At 57.6% G+C, this 26,560-nt stretch carries 19 protein-coding genes; 7 read left to right on the top strand and 12 right to left on the bottom strand.

From position 1 onward, the window contains the following. Positions 1–6 precede the first annotated feature (6 nt). On the top strand, positions 7–1,284 hold the full coding sequence (gene purD / locus WDB70_RS02150; protein WP_406666153.1) for a phosphoribosylamine--glycine ligase: 1,278 nt from the start codon (positions 7–9) through the stop codon (positions 1,282–1,284). Between the two features lie 98 nt (positions 1,285–1,382). Beyond that, positions 1,383–1,730, top strand: coding sequence for a hypothetical protein (locus WDB70_RS02145; protein ID WP_406666151.1), 348 nt, complete (start codon positions 1,383–1,385; stop codon positions 1,728–1,730). Between the two features lie 17 nt (positions 1,731–1,747). Here WDB70_RS02145 and WDB70_RS02140 read toward each other — a convergent pair whose 3' ends face one another. Both WDB70_RS02140 and WDB70_RS02135 read right to left on the bottom strand, forming a co-directional pair. Then, positions 1,748–2,725, bottom strand: a complete 978-nt coding sequence (locus WDB70_RS02140) for a quinone oxidoreductase family protein (protein WP_406666149.1) — start codon at positions 2,723–2,725, stop codon at positions 1,748–1,750. A gap of 76 nt (positions 2,726–2,801) precedes the next feature. Then, positions 2,802–3,200, bottom strand: a complete 399-nt coding sequence (locus tag WDB70_RS02135) for a hypothetical protein (protein ID WP_406666147.1) — start codon at positions 3,198–3,200, stop codon at positions 2,802–2,804. A gap of 132 nt (positions 3,201–3,332) precedes the next feature. Between WDB70_RS02135 and recC the strand changes: the two genes are divergently transcribed. The 3 genes from recC to recD are packed head-to-tail and all read left to right on the top strand — an operon-like array spanning position 3,333 to position 11,942. Further along, positions 3,333–6,599: an exodeoxyribonuclease V subunit gamma gene (gene recC, locus WDB70_RS02130; protein ID WP_406666145.1), complete on the top strand. Its 3,267-nt coding sequence runs from the start codon at positions 3,333–3,335 to the stop codon at positions 6,597–6,599. Beyond that, the gene (recB, locus tag WDB70_RS02125; RefSeq protein WP_406666143.1) at positions 6,596–10,120 is read left to right on the top strand and encodes an exodeoxyribonuclease V subunit beta; all 3,525 of its coding nucleotides are present in this window, start codon (positions 6,596–6,598) and stop codon (positions 10,118–10,120) included. The genes recC and recB overlap by 4 nt, the downstream gene beginning before the upstream one ends. Then, complete coding sequence (recD, locus tag WDB70_RS02120; protein ID WP_406666141.1) at positions 10,104–11,942, top strand: exodeoxyribonuclease V subunit alpha; 1,839 nt, start codon at positions 10,104–10,106, stop codon at positions 11,940–11,942. Before recB ends, recD begins: the two co-directional genes overlap by 17 nt. Before the next feature lie 20 nt (positions 11,943–11,962). On the opposite strand, the gene WDB70_RS02115 is transcribed toward recD, so the two are convergent. The 6 genes from WDB70_RS02115 to WDB70_RS02090 all read right to left on the bottom strand — a co-directional run bounded on the left by WDB70_RS02115 (position 11,963) and on the right by WDB70_RS02090 (position 18,808). Continuing rightward, complete coding sequence (locus WDB70_RS02115; protein ID WP_406666139.1) at positions 11,963–12,259, bottom strand: hypothetical protein; 297 nt, start codon at positions 12,257–12,259, stop codon at positions 11,963–11,965. A gap of 24 nt (positions 12,260–12,283) precedes the next feature. Beyond that, on the bottom strand, positions 12,284–12,427 hold the full coding sequence (locus WDB70_RS02110) for a hypothetical protein (protein WP_406666137.1): 144 nt from the start codon (positions 12,425–12,427) through the stop codon (positions 12,284–12,286). A 34-nt stretch (positions 12,428–12,461) separates the two neighbouring features. Next, a complete protein-coding gene (locus WDB70_RS02105; protein ID WP_406666135.1) occupies positions 12,462–14,477 on the bottom strand; it encodes a diguanylate cyclase in 2,016 nt (671 codons plus the stop codon). Continuing rightward, complete coding sequence (locus tag WDB70_RS02100; protein WP_406666133.1) at positions 14,474–17,278, bottom strand: EAL domain-containing protein; 2,805 nt, start codon at positions 17,276–17,278, stop codon at positions 14,474–14,476. Before WDB70_RS02100 ends, WDB70_RS02105 begins: the two co-directional genes overlap by 4 nt. Then, positions 17,275–18,237 (bottom strand): ABC transporter substrate-binding protein, encoded by a 963-nt coding sequence (locus WDB70_RS02095; RefSeq protein ID WP_406666131.1) that lies wholly within the window; start codon positions 18,235–18,237, stop codon positions 17,275–17,277. The genes WDB70_RS02100 and WDB70_RS02095 overlap by 4 nt, the downstream gene beginning before the upstream one ends. Positions 18,238–18,343: 106 nt before the next feature. Further along, positions 18,344–18,808: a hypothetical protein gene (locus WDB70_RS02090; protein WP_406666129.1), complete on the bottom strand. Its 465-nt coding sequence runs from the start codon at positions 18,806–18,808 to the stop codon at positions 18,344–18,346. A 132-nt stretch (positions 18,809–18,940) separates the two neighbouring features. On the opposite strand from WDB70_RS02090, the gene WDB70_RS02085 reads away from it, so the two are divergent. Further along, positions 18,941–19,951 carry a GGDEF domain-containing protein gene (locus tag WDB70_RS02085; protein WP_406666127.1) on the top strand — a complete coding sequence of 337 codons (1,011 nt, stop codon included), beginning with the start codon at positions 18,941–18,943 and terminating at the stop codon, positions 19,949–19,951. Here the strand turns inward: WDB70_RS02085 and WDB70_RS02080 are convergent. Then, on the bottom strand, positions 19,923–20,825 hold the full coding sequence (locus WDB70_RS02080; RefSeq protein WP_406666125.1) for a GGDEF domain-containing protein: 903 nt from the start codon (positions 20,823–20,825) through the stop codon (positions 19,923–19,925). The genes WDB70_RS02085 and WDB70_RS02080 overlap by 29 nt on opposite strands. Positions 20,826–20,995: 170 nt before the next feature. On the opposite strand from WDB70_RS02080, the gene WDB70_RS02075 reads away from it, so the two are divergent. Continuing rightward, complete coding sequence (locus tag WDB70_RS02075) at positions 20,996–21,160, top strand: hypothetical protein (protein ID WP_406666123.1); 165 nt, start codon at positions 20,996–20,998, stop codon at positions 21,158–21,160. Between the two features lie 27 nt (positions 21,161–21,187). On the opposite strand, the gene tpx is transcribed toward WDB70_RS02075, so the two are convergent. The 3 genes from tpx to sbcD form a co-directional block, all read right to left on the bottom strand. Further along, entirely contained in the window at positions 21,188–21,688 is a 501-nt protein-coding gene (tpx, locus tag WDB70_RS02070) for a thiol peroxidase (RefSeq protein ID WP_406666121.1), read from the bottom strand. Between the two features lie 148 nt (positions 21,689–21,836). Continuing rightward, positions 21,837–25,172 (bottom strand): exonuclease subunit SbcC, encoded by a 3,336-nt coding sequence (sbcC, locus tag WDB70_RS02065; protein ID WP_406666119.1) that lies wholly within the window; start codon positions 25,170–25,172, stop codon positions 21,837–21,839. Beyond that, the gene (sbcD, locus tag WDB70_RS02060) at positions 25,169–26,347 is read right to left on the bottom strand and encodes an exonuclease subunit SbcD (protein WP_406666117.1); all 1,179 of its coding nucleotides are present in this window, start codon (positions 26,345–26,347) and stop codon (positions 25,169–25,171) included. Before sbcD ends, sbcC begins: the two co-directional genes overlap by 4 nt. Between the last annotated feature and the right edge of the window lie 213 nt (positions 26,348–26,560).

The following is a 26,560-nucleotide window of genomic DNA, read 5'->3' as shown; positions in this document are numbered from 1 at the left end:
GCCGTGATGAAAATACTGGTTATTGGCGGCGGTGGCCGCGAACATGCACTGGCCTGGAAGGCCGCCCAAAGCCCGCAGGTCAGTACCGTTTTTGTTGCCCCCGGCAATGCCGGCACGGCCTTAGAGCCGAAGCTGGAAAATGTCGCCGTGGCCGGCAATGAAGCCCTGCTGGCCTTTGCCCGGGAAAATGACGTGGCGCTGACCATTGTCGGCCCGGAAGCGCCATTGGTAGAAGGCGTTGTCGACACCTTCCGCGCTGCCGGTTTGGCTATTTTTGGTCCGACCCAGGCGGCCGCACAACTGGAAGGCTCCAAGGCCTTTTCCAAAGACTTTCTGGCCCGCCACGGCATTCCTACTGCCCAGTACCAAACCTTTACCGAGGTCGAACCGGCGCTGGCTTACCTGCAACAGCGCGGCGCGCCAATTGTCGTCAAAGCAGACGGCCTGGCCGCCGGTAAAGGGGTAATTGTGGCCATGACGCTGGACGAAGCCAGCGCCGCTGTTCGCGACATGCTCTCAGGCAATGCCTTTGGCGATGCCGGCGCCCGCGTGGTCATTGAAGATTTTCTTGATGGTGAAGAAGCCAGTTTTATCGTCATGGTGGACGGCGAACACGTGCTTAGCATGGCCACCAGCCAGGACCACAAACGGGTTGGCAATGGCGATACCGGCCCCAATACCGGCGGCATGGGCGCCTACAGCCCGGCGCCGGTAGTTACCGCCGCCATTGAACAGCGCATTATGGATGAGATCATCCTGCCGACCGTCCGTGGCATGAAAGCCGATGGCACCCCCTACACCGGCTTTTTGTACGCAGGCCTGATGATTGACGGTAGTGGTGCTCCCAAGGTTATCGAATTTAACTGCCGCTTCGGCGACCCGGAAACCCAGCCGATCATGCTGCGGCTGCAGGCGGATTTGGTTCAGCTGTGCCTGGCTGCCGTCGACGGCAAGCTCGATACCGTTGGCGATGTGCCGTGGGACCCGCGCCCCGCCGTTGGCGTGGTGATGGCCGCCGAGCACTACCCGGCCAGCCCACGTAAAGGTGACCCAATCCAAGGCCTTGAACAGGTGCCTGAACAGGTCAAGGTGTTCCATGCCGGCACCCGTCGTGAGGGCGATCAGGTGGTCACCAGTGGTGGCCGGGTACTGTGCGTGACCGCTCTGGGCGATACCGTCAAGGCTGCGCAGCAAGCCGCTTACCAAGGGGTAGATGCTATCCACTGGCAGGGGGCCTTCTTCCGCACCGATATCGGCTACCGGGCCATCAACCGGGAAAGCTGAGCAAAAACCGGCCCAGGCCGGTTTTTTCTTGCCTTGACCATTGCGCTGCCGGAGCGGCTCTCTTAGGGTAAGCGCCTTCGCTGTTATGGGATGTAATCATGCTCAATGTACCTGGCTGGCTGCGCTATCGCCTGTATGCCATTGTCATCGTCGTGTTGATCAGCGGCGCTTTTTTGCCAGAGCTGGCCGGTATTACTGGCCATTGGCATACTGAGCTGCACCTACTGACCTTTGCTCTGATCAGCATGCTGAGCTGCTGGGCCTGGCCAGCACTGCCACTACGCTGGCAGCTACTGCCGGCAACCGTGCTGCCAGTGGTACAGGAAGTATGCATTATGTATGGCTACCAGCAGGCACTAGCCTGGCAGGATATCTTGCTTGATATGGCCGGTGGCCTGCTGGGAATAGCGATTGTCGGAACCTTGTTACGCCGCCGGGCCAGCTAACGCTGCCCGGCAGCAGTTTAAGGCAATAAAACCGTGGAGCCGGTGGTCTGGCGGCTAGCCAGCGCCTGCTGCGCCAGGGCCGCATCCTTCAATGCAAAGCGTTGGCCGATACGTATGTTCACCTGGCCCTTTTCCACCACATCAAAGAGATCATCGGCCATCATTTGTAGCCGCGCCGGCGTATCGGCATAGCCGTTGAGGCTGGGGCGGGTGACAAACAGCGATCCTTTCTGATTCAGAATCGCCAAATCAACACCGGTAACCGGCCCGGAAGCATTACCAAAGCTCACCATCAAGCCCCGGGGTTTAAGGCAATCCAGTGAGGCCAGCCAGGTATCTTTACCTACAGAGTCGTAAACCACATCACAGCCACGGCCCTCTGTCAGCTCATGTACCCGCTGCGCCACATCTTCATGGCTGTAGTTGATGGTTGCCCAGGCGCCATTGGCCTTGGCCAGGTCGGCTTTTGCAGCACTGGAAACGGTGCCAATGAGTTTGACCCCCAGTGCCCTGGCCCACTGGCAGGCAATTAACCCAACGCCGCCGGCAGCAGCATGAAACAGCACCACATCACCGGTTTTTAATGGCGCACACTGACGCAGCAGGTACTGTACGGTCAGGCCCTTGAGCATCATCGCCGCGGCAGTGTCAAAACCGATACTCTCTGGTAGCCGAACCAGTTTGTCAGCTGGCAGGCAGTGATACTGGCTGTAGGCGCCCAGCGGCCCTTGGGCGTAAGCCACCCGGTCACCCACCGCCAGGCCGCTGACGTCGGCGCCGATGGCGTCCACCACCCCGGCCCCTTCCGTGCCCAGACCACAGGGAAACTCGGTCACCGGGTAAAGGCCACTACGCACATAGATATCAATAAAATTAAGGCCAACTGCGTGGTTTTTAACTCGCACCTGGCCTGGGCCGGGAGCAACCAATGGCTTGTCGACCCACTGCAACACCTCTGGGCCGCCATTTTCTTTTAATTCAATGGCATGGTTCATACTGCCTCCTTTATCCGGTCATCGGCCGAGTATAACTGCCGCAGGCAACAATGACTGTGCGGCTTTAGGCGAAGAGTCAGTCCGGGGTGAGGATCGGTAAACGATGGTAACGTGCGCGGATCCAGTTGATGGCTTTTAAGATGCTGTGCTGGCGAATGATCCGCTGCTCCAGCCAGTACTTGCCCGGCAGATCCGACACCACGACCGCTATCAGCAACGTCAGTAACCCCTGGCCGGGTAAAAACAGCATCAAAAAGCCGGCCACAAACAGCACCACTGCCAGCAGGTTACGCAACAACCACCAGAGCATGGTCCAGGGGGTCCAGTGCCGTGGCCGGCGTTGGCGCACAAAATAATCCACCGGCATTTTGACAATAAGCCAGGGGATCACCAGCATGGAGGCCAGCGCCATGACAAAACCAACAATCGCCAGCCATTGCAGATACGGCGTCAGTGCCTGAAAAAATTGCTCCACCACAAAGCCCCTTTTGTTATTACCGCCAGTGTACCTGCAGCCACTCAACACTGACTATGGTTTTACGCCCATGGCATAGCAGCCCCAAGGCAACGTAAGATAGCCCTAAGGCGAAGCAGCAATGAAGCAGATATGGAAACCGGACTGGCCATCATTCAGGGTAACAAGCTCGACGATTTGCGTGACCTGCTGGTGCAGTACCTGACCGCAAACCCGCCACCGCCATTACAAAACGAGACCTTTTTGGTGCAGTCCAATGGCATGGCGCAGTGGTTGAAGCTGGGGCTGGCCGAAGCTACCGGTATCTGCGCCGCCACCGCCATGCAAATGCCCGCGCGCTTTCTCTGGCAGGCTTACCGGGCCGTTCTGGGCAGCGAGCAGGTGCCTCGCCACTCTCCTTTTGATAAACCGCGGTTACGCTGGCGCTTATTGCGATTGTTGCCGACCCTGACCAAAGAGCCGGTGTTTGCCCCGCTCGAGCGTTTTATGGCCGACGATGAAGATGGCCGCAAGACTTGGCAACTGGCGCAAAAACTGGCCGATATTTTTGACCAATACCAGATGTACCGGGCAGATTGGCTGGCCGACTGGGAGGCCGGCCACGACCGGCTACGCCGCCCCAATGGTGAACCCGTAGCACTGACTGAGCCATGGCAAGCCGAACTGTGGCGCCGTTTGCAGGCTGATGTCAGTTGCCACCAGCAGCAGTTATCCCGTTCAGCCCTGCACCAGCAGTTTCTGGCGGCCGCCAACGCCTTAACCGCATTGCCAGATGATCTACCTAAGCGGCTGATTGTGTTTGGTATTTCATCACTGCCGAGCCAGGTTCTTGATGCCCTGGACGCACTCAGTCAGCACATGCAGGTACTGCTGTTTGTAGCCAATCCCTGCCGCCACTTCTGGGGCGATATCGTTGATGGCCGCGAACTTCTGCGTCTGGAGCAAAAACGCCAGCAACGCAAGCCGGGGCTTCCGGCAATACTGGATGACGATGCCCTGCACAGCACCGCCAACCCGCTGCTGGCCGCCTGGGGAAAACAGGGGCGAGACTACATCGGCCTGCTCAGCCGTTATGACGAACCCGACCATTACCGCCAGCACTTTCAGCAAATTGATTTGTTCAGTGATTACAGTGCCACCGTACTGGGCCAGTTACAGCAGGATATCCTCGATCTGAACCCGTTACCGGATACGCCCCGAAGCAACCAGGATGATTCGATTCGGCTGATCAGTGCGCATAGCCGCCAGCGGGAAGTGGAGATCTTGCAGGACTTTTTGCTGACGCAATTAGAGCGCGGCTTACGGCCCCGTGACATCATTGTCATGACACCGGATATTCAGGGTTATGCACCGCATATCGACGCGGTTTTCGGGCAGCTGGACCGTCAGGATCCCCGCTTTATTCCCTACACCCTGTCTGATCGCAGCGAACGCGAAATCAACCCGCTGTTACAGGCACTGGACAAACTGCTGACGCTGCCGCAGTGGCGGTTCACTGTCAGCGACCTGGCTGACTTGCTGGATGTCGCGGCCGTACGCGCCCGCTTTGAGCTCAACGACAGCGATCTGCCTGGCCTAAAAAACTGGATCAGCGGCGCCGGCATCCGCTGGGGCCTGAACGGCCAGCAGCGGCAAAGCCTGGGGTTGCCAGCACTGGAACAAAACAGTTGGCAGTTTGGTATGCAACGGTGGCTGCTGGGTTATGCCCAGGGTGCCCAGGGCGCCTTTGCCGGAATTGAACCTTATGATGAGGTAGCCGGCCTGGCCGCCGGCGCCGCCGGTAGCCTGGCAGATTTACTGGCCACTCTTGAGCACTTCTGGCAGCAACTGCGCCAGCTGCACAGCCCCGAACAATGGGCGCCACTGCTACGAGAGCTGCTGGCAGGATTGTTTATGGCGCAAAGTGCCGATGACCGGCTCACCCTGGAACAACTGACCCAGGCCCTGGACAGCTGGCAGGAACACTGCCAGGAGGCCGCCTTTGCCACGCCGGTGCCATTGCATCTGGTACGTGATGCCTGGCTGGGCGCCTTGGATGACGGCGGCCTGGCCCAGCGTTTTTTGGCCGGTTCAGTGAACTTTGCCACCTTGATGCCGATGCGGGCCATTCCCTTTCGCCAGGTTTGCATCCTTGGTCTCAATGACGGCGACTATCCCCGCTCGGTGGCCCCGGTTGATTTTGATCTGATGGCACAACCCGGCCAGTACCGACCAGGCGATCGCTCCCGGCGTGAAGACGATCGCTACCTGTTTCTTGAGGCCATACTGTCCGCCCGCGATGGCCTCTATTTGTCCTGGATAGGGGCCAGCGTACAAGACAACAGCGAGCGGCCACCGTCGGTGCTGCTCGGGCAGTTGCAGGATTACCTTCAAAGCGGCTGGCAGCAGCCCCCCACAGTGCAGCAACACCCGTTGCAGCCTTTTTCCCGGCGCTATTTTGAAGGGGGAGATTTGTACAGCTATGCCGGCGAGTGGCGTCAGGTATTAACCCCGCCTAAAAACAACGACAGTGCACCGCTGGTTGCGCTGGCCAGTAAACCCGAGGCCGACATTGCCCTGCTGGCACGGTTGCTGAAGTCCCCTTGCCAGCTGTTTTTTAACGAACGGCTGAAAGTGTATCTGGACCCACAACAAGACGTGCTGGCCGACGACGAACCCTTTACCCTCAGCGGCCTTGAGCACTACAGCGTGGCCGAACGGCTGATGAATGCGGCGCTGGAGAGTGATACCGCTCTGACCGCACAGCTTCGTTACCTGCAAGGTAGCGGCGAGCTGCCAATGGCCGCGTTCGCCAAACCGCTTATCAAACAACTGCAGGAAACCACCGCCACCCTGGCAGACGACGCCCGTGCCTTACTGGCCAGCTACCCGCACACAACCACCACGGAACTGGCCGGCCCCGGTTTTGCCGACTGGCTGACGCTGCGTCACAACGATCAGGGCCAGTACCTGCACTGGCAACTGCGGCCAACGGCGCTATTGCATCAAGGCAAGCTCCGGTATCACGCCCTGTTGCGGTTGTGGGCTGCGCATCTGCTGGCAAACAGCCGTAATCTGGCTGTCAGTAGCGTCATGCTGGCACCGGATAAAACCCTGACCCTGGCCGCCGGCAGCGCTGATGCCCAGCCACTGCTGGCCAGTTTTCATGCGGCCCTGGATGGGCCGTTGCCGGTCAGCCCAAAAGCGGCTTTTGCTTACCTCAGCAATCGCCAAAAAGGCACCGACAGCGCCCTGGCAGCGGCCGAAAAAGCCTACGATGGCAGTGCCTTTAGTACTGGCGAACGCCACACCGACCCTTACAGCGCCCGGGCTTATCCCTGTTTTGCCGATATGGACAGCGAACAGTTTATGATCCTTGCGGAACGCCTTTATGGGCCGCTATGGGAGGCTGCACAATGAGCCAGCCCCTACAGCCACTTACGTTTCCCTTACACGGTACCCGCTTGATTGAAGCCAGTGCCGGCACCGGTAAAACCTACACCATCGCCGCCTTGTATCTGCGGTTGGTGTTAAACGGCCTGACGCCGCCGCAGATCCTGGTGGTCACCTTTACGGATGCAGCAACCAAAGAGCTCAAGGATCGTATCCGCGCCCGCCTGGTTGACGCAGCCAAGGTGTTTCGACACCACGCCGACGGCGACCCTTTGCTAAAGTCCTTGCTAGCGCAATACCCCACAGACCAGCACGGCGGTTGTGCCCGCCGCCTGGAGTTGGCCGCCCAGTGGATGGACGAAGCGGCGGTTTATACCATTCACGGCTGGTGTAACCGCATGTTGGCCAGCCATGCCTTTGCTGCTGACAGCCTGTTTGAGCTGACACTGGAAACTGACCAGCGCCAGCTCACCGAGCAAGTGCTGGCCGATTACTGGCGCAGCCAGTACTACCCGCTAACGGACGTGACGCCGATCACCGCCTTGTGGCAAACCCCCGGACAATTGCACCAGGCCATTCGCCCCTGGTTATTGCCGGGCACAGCCGCGCCCACACAACCGGTCAGCACCTTGCTGGCTGAGCTTAGCGATGCCCAACAAGCGCTAATGACGCCTGTCAAAGCCCAGTGGCAAACGCTACTTGGGCCGTTCAGTGACGCCATCATCGCCGCCCACGGTGCCAAGCAGCTCAACGGTAACAAGGTGCGCCGCAGTACTCTGGAAAGCTGGCTACAGGCCCTGGCAGACTGGCTGAACTCTGAGGCGCTGCTGCCGGCTATCAGCGACAACCACTGGCAACGTTTTTGCCGCGCCGGCCTCACCGATGCCGCCAAAGATGGCGCCGCCATACTGGAGCACCCTGGCGTTGCCGCCTTGGATAGCATCCTTGCTGCCCGCGCCCAACTCCCCGATATAGAACAGCACCTAGCCCAGCACGCCGCCGGTTGGGTACAGCAGCGGCTGGCTGAAGAAAAACAGCGCCGCGCTACCCTCGGTTTTGATGACCTTTTGACCCGCCTAGATAGCGCCCTGACAGCAAACCCGGCCCTGGCAGCACTGATCCGCCAACAGTACCCACTGGCGATGATCGATGAGTTTCAGGATACCGATCCGGTGCAGCTGCGTATTTTTGACAGCATTTATGGCCTGGACAACACCGCCAGCGACAGCGGGCTGTTTTTAATTGGCGATCCTAAACAGGCCATCTATGGCTTTCGTGGCGCCGATATTTTTACCTACTTGCGGGCCCGCAAAGCCACCGCCGGCCGCCACTACAACCTTGGCACCAACTACCGCTCGACAGCACCGCTGGTAGCTGCCGTCAACGCTGTTTTCAGCCACCGTCAGGACAGTTTCCTGTTCGCGGATATTCCCTTTATACCGGTGGCTGCCAATGGCCGCCGCGAGTATCTTGAGGTTGCAGGCGAGGCCGCACCGGCGATGACCGCCTGGCTGCTGGACAGCGAGCAGCCGCTCAGCAGTAGCCAGTACCGCCAGCAACTGGCTGACAGCTGCGCCAGCGCCATGGTGGCCATGCTCAATGGCAACAACGGCTTTCGCAGTGAGCAAGGACTCACCCCCTTGAAACCTGCCGATATGGCGGTGTTGGTCCGCGGCCGCAGCGAAGCCGATGCCATTCGCCAGGCCCTGTTTGCCCGCGGCGTGCCGTCGGTCTATCTGTCGGATAAAGAGTCGGTCTATGCCACTGGCGAAGCCCGCGATCTGTTAGCCTGGCTCCGGGCCGCCGCCGACCCGGAAAACGGCCGGCTGCTACGGGCGGCACTGGCTACCCCGACCCTGGGCCTAAGCCTGGCCTGGCTGGATCAGCTCAATCAGGATGAGCTGGCATTTGAAACGCAAGTGGAACGGTTCAGTGGCTACCAGCAACGCTGGCTACAGCGCGGCGTGCTGCCGATGATCCGCCAGCTGCTGGCCGACTTCGCGGTACCGGCTACCCTGCTCCAGGGCGTTGAAGGTGAGCGGGCACTGACCAACCTGCTGCATCTGGCAGAGTTGCTGCAAAGTACGGCCAGTAAACTGGACGGTGAGCAGGCGCTGATCCGGTTTCTGGCAGAAGCCATCGCGGACCCAAGCAGTAATGATGACGAAATCTTGCGGCTCGAATCCGATGCTGACCTGGTCAAGGTGATCACCATTCACAAGTCCAAGGGGCTGGAATACCCAGTAGTATTTTTGCCCTTTGTTATGAGCTACCGCGAAGCCGACCGCACCGGCCCCTATATCCGCTACCACAATGCACAAGGCCAGACGGTGCTCGATACCGACAAGTCCGATAACGCCTACCAGCAAGCGGAGCAGGAGCGACTGGCGGAAGATTTGCGACTGCTTTATGTGGCCTTGACCCGGCCTCGCCATGCCTGCTTTTTGGGCTTGGCTCCGATCAAAATGCAAAAAAGCGGCAGTAAAAGCCAAACCGATCTGCATCGCAGCGCTCTGGGCTACCTGCTGACCGGCGGCAAGGCCATCAGCAATGCCGAACTGGCTGAACAGTTTCGCGCGCTGGCAGCGCGCTCGGACGATATCGCACTGCAGCCAGCCCCTATCGCCAGTGATAACCGCTATCAGCCCGCTACAACACTGCCGCCCTTGCAGCCGGCCCGCTCTTTTCAGGCACCGGCAGCCGAACCCTGGTTTATTGCGTCTTACTCGGCGCTGCGTACCCAGGATTGGCAGGTAAGTGCCAGCACGGCACTGGAAGCCGAGCTGCAAAACCCTGATGAGCCCACGGACAACCAGCAGCAAGGGCAAGGCTCTATTCATGCCTTTCCCCGCGGCCCCGGGCCCGGCACATTTTTACACGGCATTTTAGAGTGGGCGGCCGCTGAAGGCTTTGCCCAACTTGACCGGCAACGTAGCCAGCAAGTGTTGAGCCAGCGTCTTGGCCAGCGCGGCTGGGAGGACTGGGCAGAGCCACTTCAGCAGTGGCTGCACAACTTGGTGCAACAGCCCTTGCCTCTGCCCGAGGGGCAATCGGTAGCGCTGGCCGAGTTGCGCCAGTATCAGCCGGAGATGGAATTCTGGTTCAGCGCCAGCCAGGTACAACTCAGCCAGCTCGATAATCTGGTACACCGCCATACTCTCAATGGTGTATTGCGCCCGCCCCTGAGCCCCGGCCTACTCAATGGCATGCTCAAGGGCTTTATTGATTTGGTGTTTGCCCATCAGGGCCAGTATTACGTACTGGATTACAAGTCCAATCATCTGGGTGACAGTGCCAGTGCCTACAGCGCTCAGGCTATGCACGAAGTGATGCGTGATAAACGCTATGACCTGCAATACGTGCTCTACCTGCTGGCCCTGCACCGGTTACTCAAAAGCCGTATCCACGACTACGATTATGACCGCCACATCGGTGGTGCTGTGTACCTGTTCCTGCGCTCTGGCCACTGCTATGTGGACAAGCCGCAACGAGAACTGATCGAAACCCTCGACGCGCTGTTTGGAGGCCCTGATGCTGGCGCTGCTTGATGCCTGGACCGAACGTGGCTGGCTGCGCCGTATTGACCGGGCGCTGGTGCGCTGGTTGCAACAGCTAGCCCCTTTGAACGAGCTAACACAGTTGGCGGTGGCGCTGTGTTCACATCAGTATGGCCGGGGGCATATCTGCCTGGATCTGGCAGCGACTCTGGCGGATGCCGATGCCAGCCTGTCCTTGCCACCAGAGGGGGACCCCGGTGAAGCCATGCCGCAGCGCCCGTCCCAACGCCTGATTGGTGTCAGCCTGACACAATGGCTTGAGGCCCTGGCTGACAGCCACTGCCTGAGCGGTGCTAACAGCCCTCTGGTACTGGCCGGCCACCGCCTGTACTTGCGCCGTAACTTTACCTTTGAACAACAGGTTGCAGCCCATATTCGCCAGCGCCTGGTGCCACAAGCAGCCAGTCAAAGCCTGGCTCAACAGCTGGCGCAGCTATTCCCCGGCGACGGTGTCGACTGGCAAAAGCTGGCTTGCGCGGTGGCCAGCCGCCAGCGCTTTGCCATCATTACTGGTGGCCCGGGCACCGGCAAAACCACCACCGTGGTGCGGCTGTTGGGACTGTTGCAGCAAGCCGCCAGCCCCAGGCTGCGCATCGGCCTGGCCGCCCCCACAGGTAAAGCCGCGGCCCGCTTGACCGAGTCCATCGCCGGTGCGGTCAACCGCTTGCAGATAAACGACGAGGTAAAGGCCAGCATTCCAACTGACGTCAGTACCCTGCATAAGCTCTTGGGGGTGATCCCCAACAGTCGCCATTTTCGCCACCACCACCAAAACCCTCTGCATCTGGATGTACTGGTCGTCGATGAGGCGTCGATGGTGGATTTGGAAATGATGCACGCCCTGCTAGATGCCCTGCCGCCAGAGGCCAAGCTGGTTCTGCTCGGCGATAAAGATCAGCTGGCCTCGGTAGAAGCCGGCTCCGTACTGGGCGACTTGTGTAATGGCGCCGAGGCCGGTGGCTACAACGCCGAAACGCTAGCCTGGTTTGAGGCGTTGTCAGGCGCCCCTGTCAGCGGGGTTTCACCCGGCCAGCAGGCACTGGCGCAGTGCCGGGTAATGCTGCGCCACAGCCACCGTTTTGGGGCCCAATCCGGGATCGGCCAGCTGGCCCGGGCGGTCAACTGCGGGGATGCCGAAACAGCCCTGAGCCTCTTTGACTGTGACGACCTCAGCCGCCTGCCACCAGAGCAGCTGCTGCCTCTGGCTAGCCGTGGTTACCGGCATTATTTGCAGGTAATGCAGCAACGCCGCCAGGCCGATTTAGACAGCTGGGCCAGTGCTGTGCTAACTGCCTTTGGGCAGTTTCAGGTGCTCTGTGCGTTGCGCCAGGGGAACTACGGGGTAACGGGCCTGAATGAGCAGATAGCCGAAGCGCTGGCGGCTGAAAAGCTGATAAGCCAGGCCCATGGCTGGTACGAAGGCCGGCCGGTGCTGGTAACCCGCAATAATTACACGCTGGAATTGATGAACGGCGATGTGGGGATCTGTCTTCATGATGGTGAACGGCTAAGGGTGGCTTTTGTGACTGCCGGCGGCATCAAGTGGGTATTGCCCTCACGACTTACGGATGTTGAAACCGTCTACGCCATGACGGTGCATAAATCCCAGGGCTCGGAGTTTGCCCACGCCGTGTTGGTGCTGCCGGATAGCCTCAGCCCGGTACTGACCCGGGAATTGATCTACACCGGCATCACCCGTGCCCGGGAGCACTTTACGCTGGTGCCCGGCGCACTGTCGGTACTCAAACCGGCTATTGCCCGCAAAGTAGAACGTGCTTCCGGGCTGTTGTCGGCGCTGCAAGCAGAGCCATAATGCGCCAGGTATGGCCGGGCCTACTGGCTGTTGTGCTCATAAGCGGCACAAACGCGGTTACGCTCGGCCACCTTGGTTTTGTCCAGCAGTGCCGCGACTCGCAAGTCGCCGCACTGGCGCTTCAGTAAGGCCTGCTGATCCGTGCCGTAAGCCGCCACTTTCGCCACCATCGGGCGGTAATGGGCAGCGGCATTGCAATACATGTTCTTGAAACGCCGCTGCGTCACCTGTTCGCACAGCACCATAAACAGCTTCTTGGCCTGGCCGGTACATTGCGCATAACGGCTGGCACTTTGCTGCTGGTAGTCAAAGCACACCGAGCGCGCATCAATGCGCTAGAACTAGTGATTAAAGCGGATCATCAGGCCCTGATAGGGCACCTGACGACTGACTACCGGCACGTTCATACCATCGAGAAATTGCTGGCTAAGCGCTTCAGCCGGATAGCGTAATACTGTGGCTAACGCCAATGCACTAAGCCACATAACACATCCTGTTGTATGTCATTCATCATCATCCCTATTCAGCACTGTCGCCAGAGTCTTTCACTAGCGTCGAGGTGCTCACCACTTCCACCCGGTTACGGCCATTCATTTTTGCTTGGTACAAGGCCTCGTCAGCACGGGCAATGGCCGTATCCAGACGATGATCGCTGGCCAGCAGCGCCGTCACCCCGATGCTGACGGTATAGCTGGCATGCTGTTCATCCTGGGCCACTTCCCGGCTGGCGATCAGCTCACGAAGCCGGTTCGCGGTGATCACCGCCGTTGTCAGCGGCGTCTGCGGTAACAGCAGCAAAAATTCCTCGCCGCCATAGCGCGAAGCCAAGTCTTCTGTACGCAACGTGCTTTTGAGCAACAGCCCAAGGTCGCGCAGTACTGCATCACCCATCAGGTGGCCAAAGGTGTCGTTGACCTTCTTGAAGTAATCCAGATCCAGCAGTAATAAGGCAGCGCCCTCACCGTGGCGCTCTATTCGGGCATGTTCTCGCAATGCCAGGGTATAGAATTGCCGGCGGTTCAACAGCCCGGTCAGAGTGTCATGGGTTGCCTGGTGTTCCAGTTGCGCCTGCAGTTTTTTGCGCTCGGTAATATCCTGAAAAGCCACAACCGCACCACTGACGCGTTCACTGGTGCGCATTGGCGCTACCCTGAGTGCCACCGCAAAAAGGCTGCCGTCGGTGCGGGAAAACCACTCATCGTCCGACTGGCGCAGCTGACCATCCTGCAAGGTGCGAAAGATCGGGCAGTCATCTTCCGGGTAGGCTTTGTCTTCATGAAGGTGACGGTGAAAACGGCTATGAATGGGCTGACCGATGATCTGCTGCTCATTGTCCAGCTTCAGTAGTTTCAGCCCAGCCGGGTTAATAAAGGTACAGAGTCCGTTGCTGTCGACACCGTAGACCCCTTCATCCAGCGCCGCAAACAGCTGTTTCTCCTTGGCCATGCGGTGGGCCAGCTCCTTGCGCTGGCCGGTAACAGTGTCCTGCAAGCGCATGAGTTGCCGATGGCGCCGCCAGATCACCACGAACAAGATGGTACTGAGCAATACCAGCGCGATGATGATAATCACCGCGAATCGGTAACGCTGCCAGACATCCGCTATGGTGAACACCGGCCCATGTTCAAAGGGAGGCACACGCAGCTGTTTCATCAGCGCCAGTACCGGCTGATAGTCACGGGGAATGGTAAAGCCCCAGATATTCAGTTGGTGCGCCACAGTACCGTTATGGGGCAATCCCATCAGCAATACCGTGACCTCTCGTATCCGGTTTTCACTGACCTGAGGCAACGCCGCCAGGGCCCATTGCGGATACAACCGAGTGCTGCTCACGTAAGGGTAGTGCGGTAGGTGTTTACGACCCAGCACGCGCACCGACGCCATATTCAGCTGGCCTTCGGCAGCCATACTTTCAAGAATACCGCTGCGCACAAAACCCACATCCACTTTCCCGGCCAACACCGCTTCGACCACCCGATCCTGGGGCATTCCGGTCACCAGTAACTGGCTGGGGTGAAAAGCAATGCCTTGGTTTTCCAGATCCGCCCGCTGCATCTGATAACCGCCAAAAGAACCCCGAGTGACAATGGCCACAGAATGCCCCGGCAGCTGCGAAAGTTCGGTAATGCCGCTGTCAGCGCGAGTAAATATAACCCCGCCAAAAACATCAATGGGTCCATCCGGCCCCGGCAACAACAACGTACTCAAAGGCGCAGTCAGGTTATAGCGATAGGCCAGCAGCTGGTAATGAGCCGGGTTGGTCAACACGAAATCGACCTGCTGGCGGGCAATGGCTTTGGCCAGTTTCTTATAAGACAGGGTTTTCAGCGTAACCGGCACCTGCAAGCGGCTTTGCAGGTAACGGGCCAGCGGTTGCCAGCGTTGCTGGCTGATATTTTCAGGCCGGTAAGCAAGGATCCCCAGAGTAATGCCCGCCTGCTGTGGGCGAACTGTCGGTGCCGCCAGCGAAGCGTCACCGGTAAAGCTCATCAGCCCGGTACTCAGCCACAGTAATAGCAACCACAGTGCCTTCATGGTGCGCCTCCTGTCAGCAGCTGCTCAAGCCAATAAGAGGCGGGCTCTGGCCGGCCATAACGATACCCCTGCGCCAGAATATGACCTCTGGCCCGTAGGTAAGCTTCCTGGGCTTCGGTTTCCACCCCTTCGGCTACCACGTCCAGTTTCAGATGCTTGGCCATGGCAATAATGGTGTCGACAATAGCCTCATCGTCTTTATCATCTGGTAGGTCCTTGATGAAACCCCGGTCTATCTTCAGCTCCCGAATTGGCAGTTTTTTCAGGTACGCCAGCGAAGAATAACCGGTACCAAAATCATCGATGGAAAAGCGGATGCCTTTGTCCGCCAGTACTTTCATGGTCGCCACGACATGGGCCGGATTATCAATTAGCAACCCTTCCGTGACCTCCAGAATCAACCGCTCAGGCGCCACTTTATAACGCTCCAGCGCCGTCTCAATGTCCTCAACAAAGCTGCTTTCAGAAAATTGCCGGGGCGATATATTAATAGCCACGGCGTGGTTCAGACCCTGCCGCTGCATGGTGGCCATCAAGGCACAGGCACTGTCGACCAGCCATTTACCCAAAGGCACAATAAGGCCACTGCGTTCCGCCACAGGAATAAACAGCCCGGGCGGGATCAACCCCTGCTCTGCATCCTGCCAGCGCATCAGCACTTCAAAGCTGCGAAAGAGACCATCTTCGACACTGACCTGCGGTTGCAAGTACAGGCGAAACGGGCATTGCTCTCCTCTCATAGCTAAGGCCTTGGTCAGCGCGGCTTCCAAGTCAAAGGCTTCACGGATGGCGTTTTCCATACCCGGTTCAAAGAACGCCAGACGGTTGCCTGCACCAGTTTTAACGGCATTCAAGGCAATACCGGCCTGGTGCAAAGGTAAGCTGTCATCGGCGCCATGGCTGGCCCCGTAAATAGCCACTCCCAAACTGGCGGTAAGATGAAATACTTGCTGCTGCAACATCAGTGGCTGTGACAGCGCCAAGAAGAGGTGGCCTATCAACTCACGGGCCTGTTCGCAGGCCATCTGCTCGGAACCAAACTGTGGAGGCAGCAAAACAGCAAATTCATCGGCGGCCAACCGCGCCAGCTCAGCCGGTTCAGCAAACTGGCCCCGCAGCCGTACAGCCATTTCCTTGAGTAACTCATCGCCACACTGTGCCCCCAGCCCCTCATTGACACGGTTAAAGCGATCCAGATTAAGCACCATAACCACGCCATGGTTTTGACCTGACAGTGCGGTACTTTGAAACTGCTGCAAGCGCTCCTGCAGCCCGCTCCGGTTGAGTAGGCCGGTCAGCGGATCGTGCTCACTAAGCCAGGAATGACGATCCTGTGCCTTTTTCAGCGCCGACAAATCAACGCCGGCAGCAACGTAATGAGCCAACTCGCCGTGTTCGTCATAAACAGCCGAAATACTCTGCCACAACGGTAAAACACTGCCGTCTTTACGGCGGTCCCAGATCTCTCCCTGCCACTGGCCGAAGCGCTGGATACTGTCCCAAATCTCCTGATAAAAATTGGCATCATGGAGGCCAGAACGCAGCAGCACCGGCGTACGGCCCAACACCTCATCTTCCCGATAGCCCATCAGCCCGGTAAAGGCGGGATTCACTGCAATGATGCGCTGCTGCTGGTCGGTGATCATCAATGTCTCATTGAGGTTGTCGAACACCGTTTGCGCCATACGTAGCCGCTGGTGAGCCATGGCTTGTTCAGTGACATCCTCGCCAACCGCCAGCACCAGGTCATCACGGAGTCGCCGCAGATTCCAGCTCAGCAGTCGCGACTGCTCCTCTTCCTCCTGCTCGAACCTAACCTGCAGCTGGTGCACTTCTTCGAACCGGCCACTAAACAGGGAACGTAGCGCCTGTTGCAGCTGCTCACTGTCATCCAGTGCGACCAGAGACTGACCCATCAATTCTCCTACCGGCTGGCGCAGTAACTCTGCGACCTTATCGTTCGCTAGTTCAATATGCCCCTCAGGGTTAACGGCAACGACCAGCGCCGGCAAGGCCTGCAATAAAGCATGGTTAAAGTCGCGTTGCTCGCGCAGCAATCGGGTTTCCCGGGCCAACTGCCCGGCCATGTGGTCAAAAGCGCGGGTTACTGCACGTAACTCCAGCATCCCCTGCTCACCCACACGTATATCCAGATCCCCCCGATGAATGGCATCCAGGGCGTCTTTCAAACGGTTCAACGGGCGACTCACCTGCAAATGCAGCCAATAGGCAAACAAAGACACCATCAGCACAATGAACAGTAGTAATGGCAGCTGACTACGTAAATTATCAAGCCGCCGTTCCAGCAGTTGCCGTGACAAGTCATAACTCAACCTGATCAGACCACGGCGAGTGCTAGCCAATTCCCCCTTGGCCGCCGGGTAGGCATAGGGAAACCAGCCGGTAATGGTATTACCATCAAGCTCAATACGCGGCTGGATCCCGGCAGTAAGTGGTGTCTCTGGCCAGAGTTCTGCCGCCTTCTCCCCCAGCCAACGATGATGGCTGGCAAATAACACCTTGCCTTGTGGATCCAGCAAGGCGGCACTGGCTTGCCCCAAACCTGACACACTGAGTACCAGTTCGCGGTTTAACTGCTGAGGGTCACGCTGTAAGTCCAGCTGCGCCAGCCTTACCAGCCTGGCCCCCTGCTGGCGTATCTGTTGCTCGGTACTGCGCTGTAAGTAATGGCGTTCACTGATATCGGTGATAAACAAAGCCAGCATCACGAACACCAAGGTGGCACCGAGAATCAACATCGGTAGCAATGTTTTCAGACTACGTGGATGAATAATACTCATGAGCTGGGTAAAAACTCCGCGCTGGCCAGGTGCTGCCATAGGGCCGGTGACAATGCAGGCAACAGACCCTCCGCAGCCAGGATAGTGGCTACTTTTTTAGCCTGGCGCTCCAGCAGTGGCATGGTTCCGGCGAGCATCCGGCGGTTTTGATGCAGGCCGGTCAGTTGCAGCCCTTGCAAACTCTGCTCCAATACCGCTGCCGGCTTATGGAGGCGCTCACTCATGTGATAAAGCGCGTCCTGGCGGTTCTGCTTCATGTCATCAATAGCCCGCAAAATCGCCGTCACACTGTGGCGCAAGTGTTGCTGCTGAGGATCTATTGCCGAGGCATTGACCGCCAATACATCAATGATGGTGTCCGGCATCTGCTGCGAATCAAACAGCAGTACTGCACCTTCTTTTTCAAGTTGGGTCAGGGTCGGTTCGAAGGTGATTAATACATCGACCTGGCGTTGCCGCCAGGCACGCAGGTGCTCATCAAAACCCAGATGGATGGGGGTAACGTCGTGGGCTGTCAGCCCGGCTTTACTCAGCAATTCTGCCAACATCAATGCCCCGACTGCCGACTGCTCAACACCGATGCGTTTGCCTTTGAGTGCCGACAAGGGCATCGGCTGACGAGACAACACACCATCAGCACCAGCAGAAATGTCAAAGATCAGCGGAATACGCAGATCCATCCCCAAAGAGCGGGCGCGCAGTACTTCATCAAGCGTCAAGGTGGCCGCCTGCACCACACCATTACCAAGCAGGTGCAGTGAATCGGTAGCCGACGGTGTTTCAACCAGTTGCGCGGCACTGCTGGCCAACCAGCCATGCTGGCGCGCCAGAAACAACGGCTCATAGCCAATCCAGCCATGGGTCGCTAAATAGAGTGGCCGGGAAGACAGGCAGCCGCTCAACAGTACTGGCGTTAACGCCAATCCAGCCAGAAAAGTACGCCGGGAAACAGAACGCATAACCCACTCCCGTGGTTACACCGCGACAGCCTGCTGCGGACTCATAGACCTCTATGTCTTAGAAAAACGATAACACAAGCAATTGGTTAAACCAGCGCCACGGTGATTATTTATCACCCAGCAAACCTTCATACTCAGCGCAGACGCGATCCCGCTCGGCCACCTTGCTTTTATCTTCTAGTGCCTGGATCCGTAGATCGCCGCAGCGGCGCTTTAATGCCATCAGTCGAGGATCCGTTTTCGCCGGATCAGAAGATGTAATAAAGGGACGATAAAAACGCGCCGCCTGGCAATACATGCTTTTGTAATTGCTGTTACTGATATCGGCGCACAACTGCTGAAACAGCATCTTGGCCGCCTGACGACAGCGCCGGTACTGGCTGCTGTCTTTGTCCATATTGGCGCAAACCGAACCAAAGTCGATACGCCAAAGCCGGTGTTGGTACTGAATGGTATAGCCTTGAAAGGGCACGTGACGGGTCTCAACCCGGGCGTTAATGCCATCAAGTACAAGGGGGGCGACTAACTTAGGGGGCAAGCTCATTGCCAATACCAGGGCCACAACTTCCATCGATGTCTTACCTCACCGTCATCCAGAGGTAGCGTTAGCATATCGCTGCTACAGTACTTTAGAGTATTCTAGAAAATTGACACATAACAATGCGCCGGCCACGAACCGGCACAGCCCAAGGAAACGGTGCGCATGGAATCCTCCCTCTGGACTGATAAACAACTGCATCGGCGTGCAGTACTGCGCGCCTTTTTAATGTTCACTATTGTCAGCAACACACTGTTTGCTGGCACTAACCTGTTCCGTCAGCACTACCCGATAGCCAGCATTGAGATAGTGTTGGCGCTGGTCAGCGTGGTGTTATTCAGACTCATCAAAGAAACCCGGCACCTGATGCCGATCTCTTTTATATATCTGTTGCTGAATTTCTCGGTGGTGATGGTGGCCGTTGCCACCGCACCCATGGATTCCGGCCTGTTCATCTGGATGACGCTGATCCCACTGATGTCTTACCTGCTGCTGGGCATGTTTTACGGCTTCATAATGACAGCGGTATTTGTCGTGCTGGGCCTGTTTATGCTGTCACTGGCTCCACATATCAACATGGTAGCGCTGGCCAATACCGGCCTGGCAGTGCTGGTGATCTGGGCTATGGCGTATGTTTATGAAGGCAAACGTCAGCAGGTCTTTGAAGGGCTGCAAGAAGCCGCGGCCCGGGATCCACTGACCGGCCTGCTCAATCGCTTACACCTCGAAGATGCCTTCGATAAAGCCAAGCTCAGTAACTCGCAAATGATCCTGCTGCTGGTGGACTTGGATCATTTCAAAGGTATTAACGATCAATACGGCCATGACGGTGGCGATCAGGTGCTAAAAGACTGCGCATCCCTGCTGCGCCACAGCACTCGGCGCAATGACTGGCTGTTTCGTATTGGTGGTGAGGAATTTTGCGCGCTGCTGCCAGGAGCCAGCAGCACCGATGCCGTTTCCATTGCCGAAGGTCTGCAGCGCCGCATTGCTGACAGCCCCAGCCATTGGGCCGAGCATGCTATCCGCTACACCATCAGCATGGGTATGGCTTGCTGGCCGGACGACGGCGAGGATTTTACCACCTTATACCGCTGCGCCGACCAGCGCTTGTACCAGGCCAAAGAACAAGGCCGTAACCGTATCGTCAGCGCAGAAGAGGCTCCTCAGACGTAGCCATAACTACCTGATTGCGGCCATTGGTTTTCGCTTGGTAGAGCGCCAGATCAGCTTGTTTCAGTAATTGCGAAATACCTTCACAGCCTTCGCCTATCACGACACCGATGCTGATGGTGATGTTGGGGAGCGGTGCGGTTGGCATGTCTGCCACCGCCAGCCGTAGCTGCTCTGCAAAGCGCCGAACCTTGTCTGGTTCGTTACGATTGCTAAGCACAACAAACTCTTCCCCACCAAGACGGGCTGGCACATTGCTGCCGGTACAAAAGAACTGCAGTAGCAACCCCAGCCGGCGTAAAATTTCATCGCCGGCATCATGGCCGTACTGGTCGTTGATCTGCTTGAAGTGGTCAACATCAAGCAGCAGTATCGCCACGCCTCGGGTTCGGCGACGCTGCGCGAGCTCTAAAAAATAGCGACGATTGCCGAGCCCGGTCAGCTCATCCTGCACAGCTTGTTGCTGGTAGGCATCACGTTCCTCGAAACTGTTGCGCAGCAGCGCATAAACGCCCCACCCCGCCAACATTAGCCCAAGCAGGCGCGGCATATCTTCTATGTAAATGGACACCCAGATAGGTTGCTGGACGATTTCATCCAGTACGTCAGCGACGCCGCTGACCAACCAAAGTCCGAAACCAAAGCTCAACAACAGGTAAATGCGTTGCGGCACCCGCATCAGTTGCAATGCCAGCCAGATAGCGAGGATCAACAATAGCTCAATACATTCTGCCAGTGAGCCGACCGTGAAACTATGATTGACCGGCGGCAACCAAAGCAGATGTGCCGCTACCTCCACCGTCAGCAACAGCGCCGTCAGCACAATGGCCAGCCACTGCATGACGCCGGGGGGCTGGAAGCTACCGTAACGTTTCATCTGCCAATCTGGCTCGACTACTGAAAAGTGAATTGGCTATATTATGGTCACTTAGATTCGCCAACCAGAACGTCTTTGCTCCTATCATTTTGCAAATGCCTTGATGACGTAAGTTGGTGTTAAGAAACGCTTGGCCATACTGAATGGGCCACTTACAAAGGAGACGGAATATGAATGTATCCGCAGCATCCTTGCATATGGCTCACACTGCGCCTGTAAAAACCCAGGCATCAGAAGGGCCGATTGAAGGCACCAAACCGGATGGGGACGGCGATCGTGACGACGCTCCCAAGCCGACTGGCTCCTTAGGTCACAACATCAACGTGACCGCATAAAAAAAGGCGCCTACGGGCGCCTTTTTCTTATTTCAGGGCGGCTAACGCCGCGTCATAGTCCGGTTCATTGGCAATTTCACCGACCAACTCACTGTGCAGTACCTGGTTATTTTCATCCAGTACCACCACTGCCCGAGCCGCCAGCCCGGCCAAGGGCCCGTCCGCAATGGCTACACCGTAATCACTGAGAAAGTCACGGCCCCGCATCAATGACAGATTGGTCACCCCGTCAATGCCTTCAGCGCCACAAAAGCGCGCCTGAGCAAAGGGTAAATCGGCACTGATACACAGCACCACAGTGTTATTGAGCGCGGCCGCCTGTTCATTAAATTTACGCACTGACATGGCACAGGTTGCAGTATCAATGCTGGGGAAAATGTTCAGGATTTTACGTTTACCGGCAAAATCACCTAGGGACTTGTCGCTCAGGTCGCCAGCAACCAACGTAAAGGCTGGCGCGCTGGCACCCTTGGCAGGTAACTCGCCGCTGACTTCAACGGGGTTACCTTGCAACGTAACAGTAGCCATGAGATCTCCTTGTTAAAACCGGATGACCGTTGTACCCGGCCTTCAGGTAAAGATCACGCCAGATACTGGCGCGGTTTATGTTGTGTTGAAACCTAGGCCCTAGTTGCGCATTTGGATCACTACTGTGGTGAATAAGGCACTGCCCGCCTCACGGCTGAGCAGGCGCAACATTGACCGCAAACTGGCTGTCGAGCCGTGAATAGCCCATACCGGCACTTTTATGCACCCTGATTTGCACCGGGATCCGTTCCTTCAGCGCGTCCACATGGCTGATCACGCCGATCATCTTGCCACTGGCGTTCAGGTTATCCAGCGCATCCAGTGCGACTTCCAGAGTGTCGGCATCCAAGGTACCGAATCCTTCGTCCAGAAAGAGCGAATCAATGGCCGTTTTTTTACTGACCAGATCCGAGAGCGCCAGCGCCAGCGCCAGGCTCACCAGAAAACTCTCCCCGCCGGAGAGGGTGCGGGTGTCACGGCTGGCATCGGCCTGCCAGGTATCCAACACCTGCAAGCCCAGCTCGCTGTTTGTGTCGCGTACCAGTTGGTAGCGGCCGTGCAGTCTGGCCAACTGCTGATTCGCCAGATACACCAGATGCTCGAGGGTCAGGCCCTGAGCAAAACGGCGAAAATTATCACCGCTGCGTGAGCCAATGAGGCTATTGAGATGCTGTTGCAAATCCAGCGCCTGGCGCTGTTCGGCCAGTTTGGCCAATAGTTGCTGTTGTGAAGCACGCGCCTCACCATCGCGGCGCAGTACCGCCCGCAACTCCCCTTCACGGCTGGCCAAGGCTCGTAAGGCAGGTGCAAGCTCGTCCAGTGCTGTTTTAAGGGTGCTTTCGTCCTGCTCCGAGAGCGCTTGTGCAGCCAGCGCTTGTTGTTGTTCACGGGCAGCATCCAGCCGGCTACGCGCTGCCAGTTGCGCTTCATGTAGCTGTTGCTGTTGACGTTCCAGACGCGCCAGTTCATCGCCACTGAGTAGCGCCGCCTGAAAACTGGCCTGATCGGCAAAGGGGCTGGCCTTGAGCGCCTGCTGCCATTGCGCCAACGCCGAATCACTGCGCTGCTGTTGCTGTTCGACGGCCTCTTCAGCAGAACGCAATTCCCCCGCCACTTCGGCGTTGTGCTGCTGACACTGCTGGTAACGCGGTTCAAGCGCTAACAAGTCAGCAGCAGCCGGCGTGGCCGGGGCGACATCACCCAGCCGCTGTTGCCAGCTTTGCAGCTGACTACTGAGTTGCTGGTGTTGTTGCTGGTGTTGTTGCAGCGCCAGCGCCAATTGCTGCTGTTGTTGCTGGTGGTGCTGGTAATCAGTCACCGCTTGACGCAACGCTGCCAGATCGCGATCACCAGCGCCTTGTTGGTGCATGCTTGCCTGCAAGGCTTGTTGGCGCTGCTGATACTGTTCACTGAGCTGTTGTAGCTCAGCCACCCGGTCTTTTAGCTGTTGCTGTAAGAGCGCAATTTTTTCGCCATGCTGCTGGCAGGCATAAGCTTGCGCATCACGTTGCTGGCGGGCCTGATCGTACTGCTGCCGGCTTTGCGCCAACTGCTGCTGTAATTGGCTGTGCTGTTCCAACTGCGTGGCCAACTGCTGCTGTTGCTGACGGGCGCTGGCCAGAGCGTCATCGGCTAAGCGCGATTCAGCCTGGCTGAGCCACTGCGTCACCAGTTGCAGCTCTTGGGTTAGCTGTTGCTCATGTCGTTCCAGGCTTTCCAGTTCCAGTCGGCATTGATTGCCTTTTTGTTCAATCTCTTGCAACTGCGCCCGCAGCTGTGTCACGGTTTGTTCCGTGGCGCTGACATCCAAAGTGGCATAATCAGCCACCGCCGGGTGTTCGCTGGCCCCGCACAGCGGGCAGGGCTGACCGGGCTGCAGTTGGTGCCGGTAAGCCGATAACTGGCCAATCAACCGTTCCTGCTCCAGCAGTTTTTCCTTATCCTGGAGCTGCTCGCGCACGGCTTTAAACTGCTGCCGGAGCGTTTGATACTGGTGTTGTTGTTGTTGCTGTTGTTGCTGACACTGCGCTTGTGTCTTTGTCAGGGCACTTTGCCGCTGACGCTGCTGCATGGCTTGCTCGGCCAGCGGCTCCAGTTCTGCCACCTGGCGACTGTACTGCTGCCATAGCTGGCGCAGTTCGGTGCTGTCACCCAATGTCTGTAATTGCTGTTCCTGCGGCTCCAGGGTGTGCTGCAGCACCGCCAGTTGCTGCTCACTGCGTGCCAGTGTGGCAGCAGCTTCTGCCTCGTCATGGCGTTGCTGCACCAACGCCGCCGATTGCGCGTCTTGTTGTTGCTGAAGTTGCTGCTGGCGTTGTTGCAGTTCAGCCAGGTTCTGCTGCTGCGCTTCCCAGCGCCCTAACTGCTCGGCCAGCGCTTGATCCTGCTGGTGAGTAGCAAGGTAATCTGCTACTTCGGCCAGTTGCTGGCGTTGCTGGTGCAACTGCTGTTGCTGCTCGGTCAGTTGGTAACGGGCCGCGGCCTCACCCTGTAGCGCCAGATGCTGGCGTTGTTCGGCCAGTTGCTGTTGTTTTATGCGCAGCTGCTGGCAACGTTGCTGTTGCGCCTGCAACTGCTCATTGGCCTGCTGCCACTGCTGCAACAGCGGCTGTAATTGTATGGCCGGACGGGCTTTGGCCAGTTGCTGCCGCTGCTTTTCGGCAGCATTAAAGGCTTGCTCGGCCTGCTGCTGTTGTTGCTCTGCGGCAGCTAAGGTAGCCAGCGCCGTATTGAGCTGGCGGCGCCAGTCATATTGTTTACTCAGCGCCTGGTGTTGCTGCTGTAATTGCCCCTCCTGGCTTTGCAGTGTTGTCAGTTCCTCGGTCAATTGCTGGTGTTGCTCCTCATCCAGCAGTTGCACCTGTTGTAACTGCGCTTCCAGGGTTTTCACCTCTGCCTCTAATGAGCGGGTGTCTTCAAATACCTGTTGGGATATTTGCCCGTAAATTTCGGTGCCGGTCAGTTCTTCAAGCAACTCGGCGCGGGCACTGGCATCGGCATTCAAAAAGGCCGCAAAGCCACCCTGGGCCAGCAACATGGACATGGTGAAACGGTTAAAGTCGAGGCCGGTCAGCTGTTCTGTCAGCTCCACTTTTTCATTGAGCTTGCTGCTCAAAATGGTGCCATCAAGGCGAGCCAGTTCGGCCTGGGGCGGCTGCAGTTTGCCATCAGCCTTGTCACGAGCCCGACGCTGTTGCCAAAACGCCCGGTATCCCTGGCCTTTAACCTCAAACTCCACTTCCGCCAGGGCCTCACTGGTGTGGTGGGTCATCAACTCATTACTGGACTGAGACACTTTGCTCATGCGCGGTGTCTGGTGATAGAGCGCCAGGCAGATGGCATCAAGCAAGGTGGTCTTGCCAGCGCCGGTGGCACCAACAATGGCAAACAGGCTACTGTCGGCAAACGGCGACTGGCGAAAGTCGATTTTCCATTCGCCTTTCAGTGAGTTCAGGTTTTTCAGGCGCAAGCTGAGGATCTTCATGACGACTCCTGCAACTTGGCCAGTGTCTGCTGGTAACGTTCATTCAGCGCCTGGTTGAGTTCATCACTGAGTGCTTCTTGTGCCAGACGTCGGGTAAAGACCTCAGAAGGTGTCAGCTCATCAAGGGTTTCACGGCTGGCGCCGGTTAATCCCGTTTGCTCTGCACGGCGCAGACGGCGCAAGCGCAGCACTTCCACATTTAACCCTGCCAGCTCGTCACCCACACGGCTTTGCAAGTCACTAAGGTAGCTATCAGTGTCGATGGCAATATCCAGCCACAGTGTTTGTTGTGGCTGACAAAGCGGTGCCACCTGCTGGCGCAAGCTCTTGAGGCTCGCGGTGATACTGGCCAGGGCCTGAAAGCGGGGTACCGCCAGCGCCTCAACCTGTGTGCGCTCCGGGGTAATATCCACCAGAACCACTTGTTTTTGCTGTGCCGCTTCATCAAACGACAGTGGCAGCGGTGACCCGCTGTAGCGAATATGTGCCTGGCCCCCAACTTGCTGAGGCCGGTGGATATGACCCAGAGCTATGTAATCGGCCGCCGGAAAGGCATTGGCCGGGTACGCTGCCAGACTGCCGACGTAAATTTCCCGCACCGATTCACTGACACTGGCCCCTACCGTGGTCAAATGGCCGGTCATGATCACCGGCAGGCCCGTCGCACGAGCCTGCTCATAGAGTGCCTGATAGTGACTCGCAATCGCGGCCTGCAAAGTGCGCTGTTTATCATCACTGCTGTCACCAGCCTGGCTTTGCACCACATCGCGGGGACGTAAATAGGGGATCGCGCACAAAGTCGCAGCTGGCTGGCCATGATGGTCATGCAACGTGAGTAACTGCCCATCGCCGGGGCGGGCCACTACAGTGGCACCCAACTCCCCCAATAAAGCCCGGGATTCCTCCAGCACCGCCACTGAATCATGATTCCCCGCCAGCAAAACCAGCTGGCAACCGGCCTGGTTCAGCCGCAGTACCAGCTGGTTATACAGCTCCCGGGCATAACTGGGCGGCGAGGCGGTATCGAACAGATCACCAGCTATCACTACCGCATCCACTGCCGCATTGGTGACGGTCTCAAGTAGCCAGTCAAGCAACGCCTGATGTTCCGCTTGGCGGGTTTTACCAAAAAAGTGCTGGCCAAGGTGCCAGTCAGAGGTATGAAGCAGTCGCATGGCAGCTAAGTGATTGAACGCAGGCTTGTTACTGTACTGCCCTTTTGTTGAGAACACAGCCCCAAGCTCAACAAACACAAAAACAGATTTAAAATCATATGGATAGTTTAAAAAAGCGCCCTGATTCACAAAAAATTCATTAGGCGACAAACAAAAATACCGGATTGACGCTTGAATATCGACCGAAAAAGCGGTGAAATAAATAGACCCCTA

Origin of the sequence: Gallaecimonas aegicerasi (genome assembly GCF_045291545.1) — a bacterium.
GTDB lineage: Bacteria > Pseudomonadota > Gammaproteobacteria > Enterobacterales > Gallaecimonadaceae > Gallaecimonas.
This window is presented reverse-complemented; position numbering and strand designations above follow the sequence as displayed.